This window comes from Arthrobacter sp. THG-b23 (genome assembly GCF_059091265.1).
Genome location: NZ_JBNHGM010000004.1, coordinates 47,173 through 59,008 on the forward strand (window position 1 = coordinate 47,173; position 11,836 = coordinate 59,008).

Below are 11,836 nucleotides of genomic sequence, written 5' to 3' on the forward strand. Positions count from 1 at the left end.
TTGCAAGCGGCGGATCCCTTCCCGTTGATGTGCGGCTGGTGGGGGTGCGGCTACGTGCCGGGGCGGTCGTCGTCGCGGAAGGAACCGGCATTCCCCTCGCCGGCCCTTGGGCCGGCGCCCGGCTGGGTCTCGCTGCCCTGCGGGCTGCCGCCGGGCTCGGTCTCGGCGGCCGGCACGCCGCCGGGCTCGGTCTCGCTGGCCTGCCGCGGCTGGGCGGGCTCGGGAGTCACACGGATTCCGTACTGCGGGCGGCCGTCCGGCAAATCGGGAAAGCGTCCGCGCACGGGCTGGCCGGTCACGCCGGGCTGGGCCGCGTCGGGCTGGGCCGGACCGGGTTGGGGCTGCTGCGCCGGGGCGTTGCCGCCCTGGCGGTACGGGTCCTCGCCCCACTGGGCCGGGCGCTCCGGGGGCTGCTGCCCGTAGCCGGCAGGAGGCTGCTGCCCGAGGGGTGCCTGGCCCTGGGTTGCCGGCGGGCCGGGGCGCGCGGTGCCGGCCATCGGCAGCTGTGCGGCCAGCCGCCGGGCTTCGTGGGCCACCTCGGTGGACACCACCACGTCGTAACTGGTCGCGATGACCTGGTTGGTGGAGGTGAAGTCCCGCTTGCCGCGCTGCAGCGCGTAGGAAATGATGCCGAACAGCATCCAGAAGGCCGCGCCCATGGCCATCGACGAGATCAGCAGCACAAAGGTTTCGCCGCCGCCGAAGAGCATCAGCAGCAAGCCGACGAACAAACCGAACCACGCGCCGGTGGCCGCGCCGGAGAGGGCGACCCGCGGATAGCTGAGCTTGCCGGTGACCCGCTCGACGGTCTTCAGGTCGTTGCCGACGATGGTCACGTGCTGGACGGGGAATTCCTCGTCCGCGAGATAGTCCACCACCTTCTGGGCATCCAGATACGAGCGGTAGTTACCGATCAGCTCGCCCTGTGGAAGGGTACGGCTGGGGTCCCGGGAATCTGTACGGCCAAGCATCGACATACCCCCATTGTCGCTGATATACGCGGCCAGTGGTCCGGGTATCGCTTCAGGTGAACGCGGGAACCCTCGGCACCCTCCGCCTCCGCCCGGGCGGCGCCTCCGCACTGGTCCAACCGACCCGCCAAATCCCGGATTTCGGGGCCCAGCACGTAGCCTAAAGGGGTGAGCACAAAAACCAACCGCGTCTTCGTAGCCCGGCTGCTCGGCCTGGACGTCTTCGACCCGCTCGGAGACCGCCTGGGCCGGCTGCGCGACGCCGTCGTCCTCGACTACGGCCCGGCCAAGCCGCCCCTGGTGGTCGGCCTCGTGGTCGAGGTCCCCGGTAAAAAGCGGGTGTTCGTCCCGATGACCCGGATTACCTCGATCAACGCCGGGCAGGTCATCTGCACCGGGCTGGTGAACCTGCGCCGGTTCGAACAGCGCGGCGCCGAAACCCTGGTGGTCGCCGAGATGTTCGACCGCCGCGTCACGCTCGCCGACGGCAGCGGCGATGCCACCATCCTGGATATCGGCATGGAACAGTCCCGCGACGGCGACTGGTATGTCTCCCAGCTCTTCGTCCGGCGCGGCCATTCGACCTCGCCGCTGCGCAGCCTGCGCCGCAACGAGACCCTGATCGTGGACTGGCACGAGGCCTACCAGGGAGCCCGCCACGAACCGCAGGCCGCCACTACCTTCGTGGCCAGCCATGAGGACCTTAAACCCGCCGACTTCGCCGAGGCGCTGCACGAAATGACGCAGAAGCGCCGGCTGGAAGTCGCGAGCGAGCTGCAGGACGACCGTCTGGCGGATGTGCTCCAGGAGCTGCCGGACGACGACCAGGTGCAGATCCTGACGTCGCTGGATGTCGAACGCGCCGCCGTCGTGCTGGAGGAAATGGATCCGGACGATGCCGCGGACCTGCTGGCCGAGCTGCCCGAGGAGCAGAAGGAAGAGCTGCTGCAGCTGATGGAACCGGAAGAAGCCAAGGACGTCCGGCGGCTGCTGGAGTACGAGGAGAACACCGCCGGTTCCATGATGACGCCGGTGCCGGTGATCCTGCCCCCGGAAGCCACGGTGGCCGAGGCCCTGGCGCATGTGCGCCGTGAAGAGCTCACGCCGGCGCTGGCGTCGGCCATTTTCGTTTGCCGGCCGCCGCTGGAGACTCCCACCGGGAGATACTTGGGCGTGGTCCATATCCAGCAGCTGCTGCGCTATCCGCCGCCGGAGGCGCTGGGCAACATCGTCGATTCCGACCTGGAACCGGTGCTGGACCAGGCCGACGTCAGCGAGGTGGCCCGCACCCTGGCAACGTACAACCTGAATGCCCTGGCAGTGGTCAACAGCGCCGGCCGGCTGGTCGGCGCCGTGACGGTTGACGACGTGCTGGACCATCTGCTGCCCGACGACTGGCGGGCGCAGGACGACTCCCCCGTAAGCGGAGGTGGACGCTTTGGCTGAGAAGGCAGATCGGAAAATCAAGGTCGCGGGGCTGGACACCCCGCGCGAGACCCGCACGCGCCTGCTGGTCCGGTTGAGGCCCAACCCGGATTATTTCGGCAAGGCCACGGAGTCCTTCGCCCGTTTCATGGGCACCCCGCAGTTCCTGATGTGGATGTCGGTTTTCTGCCTGCTCTGGCTGGCCTGGAACACGTTCGGACCCGAGCACCTGCGCTTCGACAGTGCCGCGCTGGGTTTCACCGCGTTGACCCTCATGCTCTCGCTGCAGGCCTCCTACGCCGCTCCCCTGCTGCTGTTGGCGCAGAACCGCCAGGACGACCGGGACAAGGTTTCGCTGCAGCAGGACCGCCAGCGCGCGGAACGCAACCTAGCCGACACCGAGTACCTGACCCGCGAACTGGCCGCGCTGCGGATCGCCATCCGCGAGGTGGCCACGCGTGACTTCGTCCGCAGCGAGCTGCGCTCGGTGCTGGAAGAACTGCTGGACGACGAGTCCGCGGACGAACGCCGCCGCGGCCGGCGCCGGCCCGCCGATGCCACCACCTCGCTGCCCAAGCTGCCGCCGCCCGGAAGCGGCGGCCAGGAGAACTGATGCATGACTGATCCACACCTGTCGCAACACCCGGATCCGGCCGCCGTAAGGCACGCGCTGGGAACCGTGATCGACCCGGAGCTTCGCCGTCCCCTCGCGGAACTGGGCATGCTCAAGGACGTCCGGATTGACGACGCCGGACGGGTCACCGTCGGCGTGCTGCTCACCATCTCGGGCTGCCCCCTGCGCGGCACCATCACCGCCGACGTCGAGCACGCCCTGGCTGCCGTCCCGGGCGTGTCCGGGGTGGCGGTGGAGCTGGACGTGATGACGCCGCAGCAGCGCGACGACCTCAAGGAGCAGCTGCGCGGTACCGGACGCGGCAATCCGTTCGCCGATCCGGCCTCGCTTACCCGCATCTATGCCGTGGCGAGCGGCAAGGGCGGGGTGGGCAAGTCCAGCATCACGGTCAACCTCGCGTGCGCCATGGCTGCGCAGGGGCTGCGGGTGGGCATCATCGACGCCGATGTCTACGGTTTCTCGGTTCCCGGGCTGCTGGGCATCACCCAGGCTCCCACCCGGGTGGACGAGATGATCCTGCCGCCGGTGGCCCACGGGGTGAAGGTCATCTCGATCGGCATGTTCGTGTCGGGCAACCAGCCGGTGGCCTGGCGCGGGCCCATGCTGCACCGGGCCCTGGAGCAGTTCCTCACCGACGTCTACTTCGGCGGCCTGGATGCGCTGTTCCTGGATCTGCCTCCGGGCACCGGGGACGTGGCAATCTCCGTCGCGCAGCTGCTCCCGTCCTCGCAGATCCTGGTGGTGACCACCCCGCAGGGCGCCGCGGCCGAGGTGGCGGAACGCGCCGGCGCCATCGCCGCGCAGACCGGGCAGCGGGTGGCGGGAGTCATTGAGAACATGTCCTGGCTGGCGCTGCCGGACGGCTCCAGGATGGAAGTCTTCGGCTCAGGCGGCGGAGCTGCCGTCGCCGAGCGGCTCTCCGCCGTGCTGGAGACGCCGATACCGCTGCTGGGAAGCATCCCGCTGGAACCCCGGCTGCGCGCCGGCGGCGACGCCGGCCGTCCGATCGTCCTGGACGGGGCAGACGGCTCCGGGGCCGGGGGCGCCGCGGCCGAACTGCGGCGGATAGCGGCGGAATTGGCAGCGCGCCCGCGCGGCCTGGCCGGACGCACGCTGGGCGTCACTCCCCGCTAGGGCCTGCAGCGGACGCCGCCCTTGGCGGCACCGTGCGACGGCGGATGCCGCGCTTCGCCGGTCAGGTCGCCTCGGTGTCGAACGGCGCCGCCTCGCCCGGGGCAAGCCGTGCCGCGGGCCTGCCCGCCGAACGCGCCGGCGCCCTCGAACCGGTTGACATGCCCGTGCCGGCTGCGGTTGCGGCTGCCGCCGCGACCGCCGGCGCGGCCGGGGCCGGACGCGGCGCCTCGTCGTCGTCCAATAATGCTTCTTTGATGATCCGGCGCGGGTCGTATTGCCGCGGATCAAGCTTCCGCCAGTCCATGTCGACGATGTCGTCGCCGACTTCCTCGCGCAGCTGTTCCTTGGCACCGGCGGCCATGGTTTTCAGCTGTTTGACGAACCTGCCCAGCTGCGCGGCGTATTCGGGCAACCGCTCAGGTCCGAGGATCACCAAGGCAAGGATTGCCAGGATGATCAGTTCTGAGCCGTTGATTCCAAACACGATTGAAGGTTACCCGTTCGCCGGGCCGGTCAGCCACTTGGCGGGCTGACCATCATCCCCAGTCCGCGGATGATGCGGCTGAGCGGGTCGTCGGCCGGAGCCGGCGCCGGGAGCTTCAGGCGGGAGTTCTCCGACAGCACCACGTGGCTGACCGTCTCCGGCATCTTGGCCAGCGGAAGGTCGGACCACAACGTGTACGTCACGTCGTCGGAGTGGAGCACCACGGTCCAGTCCTCACCGCCGCGGACCCATACCGCCCGGTTCAGCCCGGCGACTTCCCGGAACCCGTCCATGGTCACGGGATGGCCCGTGGTGGCATTCACCGGCGGCGCGGAATCCGTCACCCCGGCGGTTCCGTCCGCGCTCCCGTCCCCGCGCCGCTGCTCGGTGACGACCACCCGGTGGCTGCCGTCGCTCAGCTCGAGCCGGACGGCAGGCTGCCCGTCGACGATCGTCCGTTCCGCGCTCTGCATGCGGTAGCCAAGCCCGGGCAGCAGCGGGCAGGTCCAGCCACTGCGCCGGAGCTCCTCGAGTGCCGCGCTGTCCATGGCGATCGGATGGGCGGCACCTGCATCCGCGGCCACCGGCACCCAGGCCGTGCCGGTGGCAGGGCCCCGGCCGGTGTCCGCCTCCGGGGTCTCGCCGCCCAGGACGAAAGCCGCAGACAACGTCAGCACGGCGCAGCCGCCCACGACGCCGCCGGCGACGGCCAGCACCCGCCCGACCGGCCTGCGCGAGGGCACCGCGTCCGTTCCGGGGCCGGCAGCCGGCGGGAGCGCGCCGGCGGCGGCACCGGACACCGTGGCAGCGCCGGGTACGGCAGCGGGCCGGTTTTCCGGGGCCGGGAAGGGCACGGCGGCAGGCGGGGGCACGTCGGGCTCGGCAGCCCCGGGTCGGCTGCAGCGCAACAACCGCGCGGTCAGGTTGTCATCCGGGGGCGGCACGTCCAACGCGCGGAGGCGATCCTGGATCTGGCGGAACTCGTCAACATTCTTGCGGCACCGCCGGCAGCGTTGAAGATGGCGTTCGAGCGCGGGGCGGCGGTCATCGGAGAGTTCGCCGTCCAGATACTCCGCCAGCTCTTTTTCCGGGTGGAGCATGGCAGCGATCAGTGGGCTCCGGCGATTCGGGGCAGTTTCAGGCGCGTGCGTTTGCCGGCGGGATCCCGGTGCGCCAGCTTCTCCCGGAGCATGGTCCGGCCGCGGTGGATGCGGGAGCGGACGGTGCCCAGCTTGACGCCAAGGGCCGCGGAGACCTCGTCGTAGGACAACCCCTCGAGGTCGCAGAGCACCACTGCGGCGCGGAAGTCCGGCGGCAGCTCGTCCAAGGCGGCCTGGACATCTATGTCAAGGTTGTTGTATTCGAAGCTGCGCTCGGGGCCGGGATCCTTGCCGGGCAACCTGGCTTCGGCTTCCTCGCTCAGTCCATCGAACCGAATGCGGCTCTTGCGCCGGGCCTGGTCGAGGAACAGGTTGGTGGTGATCCGGTGAAGCCAGCCGTCCAGCGTGCCGGGCTTGAAGTTATCCAGCGACCGGAAGACGCGGACAAAGACTTCCTGGGTGAGGTCTTCGGCGTCATACCGGTTGCCCGTGAGCCTGAAGGCCAGGCGGTAGACCTTGGCTGAGTGGTTGCGCACCACTTCTTCCCACGTCGGAGCAACCCATCGATCGTTGCCGGCCGCGGCGTCCGACGCGGCGTCCTGAAGCTTCGTCATCTTTGTGCCCCTTCGTCGGCCCGCCCGCCTGCCGCCCACCTCCTGGGCGTCCGGGAATGCGGCTGGCGTGCTGCCGGTCTGGCTATCGGCGTCCCGGGTACCCATCTTGGCCCAAAAAACTGGGAGAATTCTGTAAACGGGCTGCACAAATACCGCTAGATCCACCGGGGATGTCCTTCCGGCCGGCGGCACCTGCCCCGGCGCCGCGGCACGCGCCCGATCCCGTCAACTGTGGCAGTAGGCTTGGCACTGCGGCCCTGCGCCGTTTCCCCCGAACAGCTGAAGAGAAAGTGATGATTCATGAGTGCCGACAAGCAGACGAGTTGGTCCTACACGGAGGGGCTCCCCGCCGAGGATGACGTCTTGCTTCGGGCCCGTGAGCGTTCCCATGAACTCGGCGTTGCGGCCGTCGGCACCGGGGTCGGCGCGGCTTTGACCGTCCTCGCCGCGGGCACCAGAGCGCAGACCGTGGTGGAGATCGGTTCCGGCGCGGGCGTGTCCGGGGTCTGCCTCCTGCGCGGGCTCCCCCCGGCCGCGGTGCTGACCACCATCGACGCCGACGTCGACCATCTGCGCGCGGCCCGCCAGGCGTTCGTCGACGCCGGCATACCGGGCAACCGGACGCGCACCATCTCCGGCCGCGCGGCCGACGTCCTGCCCCGGCTGACCGACAACGCCTACGACCTCGTCTTCGTCGACGCGGACAAGCCGTCGTATCCGCTGTACGTGGAGCAAGCGGTCCGCCTGCTCAAGCGCGGCGGCATGCTGATTGTCAACGACGCCCTGGACCATGACCGGGTATCGGATCCGGCCATCCGCGAAGAATCCACCACCACGCTGCGCAAGGTCGGCCGGGCCATCCGGGAAAACGACCAGTTGCTGTCCACCATCCTGCCGACCGGCGAGGGACTGCTGCTGGCCGTCAAACGCTGACCGTCCTGCTGTGCCGTGCCCGCGGGCAGCCCTGCCGTCCGACCGCCTGCGCTAGCCGCGGTAGGAGCGCAGGAAGGACAGCAGCAGCCGGGCACCGTATCCCGTGGCACCCTTCGTGACCTCGGCCCGGTCGGAGTCCGCGCGAGCCGTCCCGGCGATGTCCAGGTGGATCCACGGGAGGGTGCCGACGAATTCGCGCAGGAACAGCGCTGCGGTGATCGATCCCCCGCCGACCTTCGACCGTTGTGACGCTATGTGCGAGATGTCCGCAATGCCGGATTCCAACGCGAACCCGTACTCGGCCGCCACCTCGTCCAGCGGCATGTGCCAGACCCGCTCCCCGCTTGCCTCGCCCGCGGCTTCGAAAGCGCGCAGCAAGGACGGCCGGTTGCCGTACAGCGCCGCGTGCTGCCTGCCCAGCCCCATGGACGCCGCGCCGGTGAGGGTGGCGATATCCACCAAGACGTCGGGCCGCAGCCGGGCGGCGGCGTAGGAGAGGCCGTCCGCCAGCACCATGCGCCCTTCCGCGTCCGTGTTGCCGATCTCCACCGTGGTGCCGTCGTGGACGGTCACCACGTCGCCGGGCCGGTAGGCGGCGGCGCCGATGGCGTTCTCTGCCAAGGCGAGCAGCCCGGTGACACGGTGCGGCACGCGCAGCTCCGCTGCAGCGGCGAGCACCGCCAGCACGACGCCGGCGCCTGCCATGTCGGTCTTCATCGGCAGCATCGGTTCGCGCGGCTTAAGCGACAGCCCGCCGGTGTCGAAGGTGATGCCCTTGCCGACGATGACGATGTGCCTGGTGTCCTCGCCGGCCTGTGCGGGCGTGTAGTCCAGCTGCACCAGCCTGGGCGGAGTCGGCGACGCCGATCCCACGGCCAGCAGACCGCCAAACCCTTCGGCGGCCAGCTGATGCTCGTCCCACGTGCGAATGCCCAGGCCGCTGGCCGCGGCGAGGCGACCGGCCTGGCCGGCCATCCACTCCGGACTCTTCACGTTGGAGGGCATGTTCGCCAGGTCCCGCGCCAACCACGTGGCCCGGGCGCCGACAGCTGCCGTTGCGGCAGTCCCTGCCGAGATCCCGGTGAGTTCCAGCACCGCGGCCATCGGCTTGGGCCCATCGGACGCGCCCGCGCGCGGCGGCCGGTAGCCGCCCAGCAGGAATCCCTCGATGAAGGCCTGCTGCAACTCGTCCGGCAGGCCGTCGACGGCGGTGCTGCGCACCCGGTCGGTGCCCATCGTCGCCTTGGCCAGGGCGGCTCCGGCCTTGCGCAGCTCCGCCGCGCTGCCACTGCCCAGCCCGATCAAGACCAGGCGCGCCGGCAGCTGCGCGGAGCGTGGCGGCGCCGGTGCCGCCAGCACTTCGCCTGCCTTGCCGGAGATTCCGTGGACCTCCGCCAGGGCCGCCACGTCGGCGCCAAAGTCTGCCGCCGCTTCGCCGGCTCCTTGGCGCGGCTGCGGCGTCGCCTGCTCAGCGTTGGCCTCGCCTGCAGCGATGGGTACCGCCAGCACGGTGACGTCCTCGGCACCTTGGGCCGGCGACTGTCCGCGACCGAGGGCCGGCAGGGCCAGGACGCGCGCCATCCGCGGTTCAATCAGGGCCTGTTCCAGATGACGGGCGGTTTGTTCCTCTGCGGTGGAGGGAACGCGGCTCACAGCAAACGGTTCCTAGCTTGCCACGTCGCTGGTGACGCCGAGCAGGCAGTCCTTGAGGTTGCCCGCTTCTTCGGCGTTCAGTTCCAGCACCAGACGCCCGCCGCCGTCGATGGGCACCCGCAGGATGAGGCTCCGCCCCTCCTTGGTCACTTCCATCGGTCCGTCACCGGTACGCGGTTTCATCGCAGCCATCTGGGAATTCCCTTCCGCCATGGGGCAGTCCGATCCGTGATCGCCCTGCCCGCCAACCTCACATCGGCGGCCTTTGTTCCCCGGCCGCCATGTCCAACCACTACCCATTATCGCGTACATCACAACCGGGTGCTAATTTCCGCGACACGCGGCCCATCGGCAACCCGCTGGCGCTAGGGCGGATAGTCCCCGCCACCGGGCAGCTCGGCCCATGACCAGAGCCAGGTGACCCAGACAATCTGCCCCGCCAGGAACATCACTGCCAGGCACACACGGTAGGCCCGACTGCGCGATACGAAGGCCGCCGCCAAAGCCAGTGGAAAGAGCGGCAGCAACAACCGGAAGGTGCTGGTCTGCGGATGGAGGAAGGCCAGCAGATAGCCCAGGTAACAGGCGCACCACAGCCTCAGGTCTGCCCCTATGTTCCGGGTCGGCGCGCAGCAGAGGAACCAGGCCGCCGCGGCTACCAGCAGCAGCGGGGCGATCATCCCGCCCAGCAGCCCGAACAGGTTCACGCCCATGTCGAACCACGGCCTGAACAGGACCAGGTCTTCGCCCCGCCAGGCGGTTTCCGTTTCGGTGTACGCGGTCATCTCGCCCGTGACCGACCAGGCCAGGACCGGCCAGGCGAGGGCCGCGGCACAGCTGACCAGCGCCAGCGCGGCTGCGCGGAGGAGTTCCGGGGTCTGGAGCGGATCGGTGCGGCGCTGTTTGATCCGCCACAGCAGGTGCAGGCCGGCGAGCGCCGCGAAGGGCACGCCGACGGGCCGGGAGAGGCACATCAGCACGACCACGGGGATCGCCAGCACGTACTTCCGCTGCAGCAGCAGCAGCAGTCCCCCCGCCAGCAGCGCCAGGTTCAGCGATTCGGCGTACGGAACCTGGAGGATCGGCGAGACCGGAAAGACCGCCACGAAGACCACGGCCCACAGCGCGGTGCCGTGGGGAGCATAGCGCCGGAAAATCTTGTAGATGAGCAGCACGGCGGCAAAGCCTGCGAGGGTGGCGACCAACGGTGCCAGCAACTGCCACCCCAGCCCGGTGGCCGTCGCCAGGACGCGGACGATGCCGGGGAAAAGCGCGTAGAACGCCCACTGGTTCTCGTCGACCCGCCCGTCCTGGCCGCGCGGAATATCGGTGGGATAGCCCTCCAGGTAGACCTGCCGGTACCAGGCGCTGTCCCAGATCCCGATGAAGGACAGATAGTCAGGATTCGCGCGCGTCCACGGATTCGGGCCCTGCTGACGGGCCACCGCGAGGAAGACCAGCAGCGAGTACAGCCGGGAAAGGGCGTAGAGCACGGACACCTGGACCCACCACGGCCAGCCGGAGATCCGCCGGCGCCAAAAGGAGAGCTCCGCGTGCACGGCCTCCCGAAGCACCCGTGTCCGCGGAAGGCGGTCCTGCACCCCGGTCATCCTTCCCGCGACGGGTGGGCACCGCCGTCGTGGTGTGGTTGTTCCTGGCTCAGTTGCCGGATCAGGCGCTCCTTGGCTCCCAGCTCTGCCCGCAGGACGTCAAGCACTTCATCCACCTGGTCCATCCGGTAGCCCCGCAGGGCGGTGGAAAACCGGACGCTGTCCAGGTCTTCGGCGCGGGGGTGTTCGGGCAGCAGAACCGCCGGCAGCCGTGCCTCGTGCTCGCTCAGGCCCTGCAGCGCGGCCACGTGCCCTCGCTCCCACGCGGTGCCGGTGCCGCCGCCGGCCGCACTGTCAGCCGCTGCCCTCTTCCGGCCCCACCGCCCGGATGCGGCAACAGCGGCCGCACCTGCAACGGCGATGGCAAGGAAGACGAGGAAAGCGCTCACAGCACCATCGTGCCAGAGAGGACGCCCCGCCGGGTCAAAATCCGGAGCGGGGAGACAGCCCGGAGATGATCTGCTCGACTGCTTCTTCCGCCGTATCCACCACACTGACCAGGTCAAGATCGGTCTCCGCGATCATTGATTCCGCCAGGAGCGTGTTGCGGATCCAGTCGATCAACGGCGACCAGAAGGCCGTGCCCACCAGCACGATCGGGAAGGATGTCACCTTCTTCGTCTGGACCAGCACCATGGCTTCGAACAGCTCGTCGAGCGTGCCCAGCCCGCCGGGGAGCACGATGAACCCCTGGGCATACTTGACGAACATGGTCTTGCGGGCGAAGAAATACCGGAAATTGATGCCCAGGTCCACCCAGTTGTTGAGCCCCTGCTCGAACGGCAGTTCGATGCCCAGTCCGACCGAAACGCCGCCGGCCTCGCTGGCCCCCTTGTTGGCCGCCTCCATCGAACCTGGCCCGCCGCCGGTGATGACCGCGAAATTGTGCCGGACCAGCAGCTGCCCGATCTCTTCGGCTATCGCATAGTGCTTGCTGCCTTGCCGGGTGCGGGCCGAACCGAAGACGCTGATCGCCGGGCCGAGGTCGGCCAGGGTGCCGAACCCTTCGACGAATTCGCTCTGGATCCGCAGCACGCGCCAGGGATCGGTGTGCGTAAACTCCGCCCGGTCCTTGGTGTCCAGCAGGTACTGGTCAGCTTGCGGGATGTCCGCCTGGCGACGGCGCAGCTCCACAGGTCCCTTGAAGCGGGTTTTCGGTGCGCCCGGAAGTTGCGACGGGAGCGGAATGTCTTGCTGGTTTGTCATTTCCCAAGGCTACAGATTCGCCGGCCATCCGTGGCGGTTTCCCCTGATTCCTTGGCAATTCGGCGTTCAAGC

The 11,836-nt window shown here is 69.4% G+C and carries 13 protein-coding genes; 4 read left to right on the forward strand and 9 right to left on the reverse strand.

Annotated elements, in window-relative coordinates; genetic code table 11:
* Window positions 1-50 precede the first annotated feature (50 nt).
* Window positions 51-977 (reverse strand): YflT domain-containing protein, encoded by a 927-nt coding sequence (locus AC5RVD_RS09160; protein WP_494126763.1) that lies wholly within the window; start codon window positions 975-977, stop codon window positions 51-53.
* Between the two features lie 162 nt (window positions 978-1,139).
* On the opposite strand from AC5RVD_RS09160, the gene AC5RVD_RS09165 reads away from it, so the two are divergent.
* The 3 genes from AC5RVD_RS09165 to AC5RVD_RS09175 are packed head-to-tail and all read left to right on the forward strand — an operon-like array spanning window position 1,140 to window position 4,164.
* Complete coding sequence (locus tag AC5RVD_RS09165) at window positions 1,140-2,417, forward strand: magnesium transporter MgtE N-terminal domain-containing protein (RefSeq protein ID WP_494113854.1); 1,278 nt, start codon at window positions 1,140-1,142, stop codon at window positions 2,415-2,417.
* Window positions 2,410-3,009 (forward strand): DUF1003 domain-containing protein, encoded by a 600-nt coding sequence (locus tag AC5RVD_RS09170; RefSeq protein WP_494113855.1) that lies wholly within the window; start codon window positions 2,410-2,412, stop codon window positions 3,007-3,009. Before AC5RVD_RS09165 ends, AC5RVD_RS09170 begins: the two co-directional genes overlap by 8 nt.
* A 3-nt stretch (window positions 3,010-3,012) precedes the next feature.
* Complete coding sequence (locus tag AC5RVD_RS09175; RefSeq protein ID WP_494113856.1) at window positions 3,013-4,164, forward strand: Mrp/NBP35 family ATP-binding protein; 1,152 nt, start codon at window positions 3,013-3,015, stop codon at window positions 4,162-4,164.
* Between the two features lie 61 nt (window positions 4,165-4,225).
* On the opposite strand, the gene AC5RVD_RS09180 is transcribed toward AC5RVD_RS09175, so the two are convergent.
* Genes AC5RVD_RS09180 through sigE form a run of 3 tightly spaced genes read right to left on the reverse strand, consistent with a single transcriptional unit; the run spans window position 4,226 to window position 6,362 of the window.
* Window positions 4,226-4,648, reverse strand: a complete 423-nt coding sequence (locus AC5RVD_RS09180) for a twin-arginine translocase TatA/TatE family subunit (RefSeq protein ID WP_494113857.1) — start codon at window positions 4,646-4,648, stop codon at window positions 4,226-4,228.
* A gap of 29 nt (window positions 4,649-4,677) precedes the next feature.
* Complete coding sequence (locus AC5RVD_RS09185; protein ID WP_494126764.1) at window positions 4,678-5,748, reverse strand: anti-sigma factor family protein; 1,071 nt, start codon at window positions 5,746-5,748, stop codon at window positions 4,678-4,680.
* A gap of 8 nt (window positions 5,749-5,756) precedes the next feature.
* Window positions 5,757-6,362, reverse strand: coding sequence for an RNA polymerase sigma factor SigE (sigE, locus tag AC5RVD_RS09190; protein WP_494113004.1), 606 nt, complete (start codon window positions 6,360-6,362; stop codon window positions 5,757-5,759).
* A gap of 300 nt (window positions 6,363-6,662) precedes the next feature.
* On the opposite strand from sigE, the gene AC5RVD_RS09195 reads away from it, so the two are divergent.
* On the forward strand, window positions 6,663-7,295 hold the full coding sequence (locus AC5RVD_RS09195; protein WP_494113003.1) for an O-methyltransferase: 633 nt from the start codon (window positions 6,663-6,665) through the stop codon (window positions 7,293-7,295).
* A 51-nt stretch (window positions 7,296-7,346) separates the two neighbouring features.
* Here AC5RVD_RS09195 and AC5RVD_RS09200 read toward each other — a convergent pair whose 3' ends face one another.
* The 5 genes from AC5RVD_RS09200 to AC5RVD_RS09220 form a co-directional block, all read right to left on the reverse strand.
* A complete protein-coding gene (locus AC5RVD_RS09200; RefSeq protein ID WP_494126765.1) occupies window positions 7,347-8,948 on the reverse strand; it encodes a leucyl aminopeptidase family protein in 1,602 nt (533 codons plus the stop codon).
* A gap of 12 nt (window positions 8,949-8,960) precedes the next feature.
* Window positions 8,961-9,140, reverse strand: coding sequence for a DUF3117 domain-containing protein (locus AC5RVD_RS09205; protein WP_127511285.1), 180 nt, complete (start codon window positions 9,138-9,140; stop codon window positions 8,961-8,963).
* 173 nt (window positions 9,141-9,313) lie between these two features.
* Window positions 9,314-10,558: a hypothetical protein gene (locus AC5RVD_RS09210; protein WP_494126766.1), complete on the reverse strand. Its 1,245-nt coding sequence runs from the start codon at window positions 10,556-10,558 to the stop codon at window positions 9,314-9,316.
* Window positions 10,555-10,947, reverse strand: a complete 393-nt coding sequence (locus AC5RVD_RS09215; protein ID WP_494126767.1) for a DivIVA domain-containing protein — start codon at window positions 10,945-10,947, stop codon at window positions 10,555-10,557. Before AC5RVD_RS09215 ends, AC5RVD_RS09210 begins: the two co-directional genes overlap by 4 nt.
* A gap of 34 nt (window positions 10,948-10,981) precedes the next feature.
* On the reverse strand, window positions 10,982-11,764 hold the full coding sequence (locus AC5RVD_RS09220; RefSeq protein ID WP_494112999.1) for an LOG family protein: 783 nt from the start codon (window positions 11,762-11,764) through the stop codon (window positions 10,982-10,984).
* Window positions 11,765-11,836 lie beyond the last annotated feature (72 nt).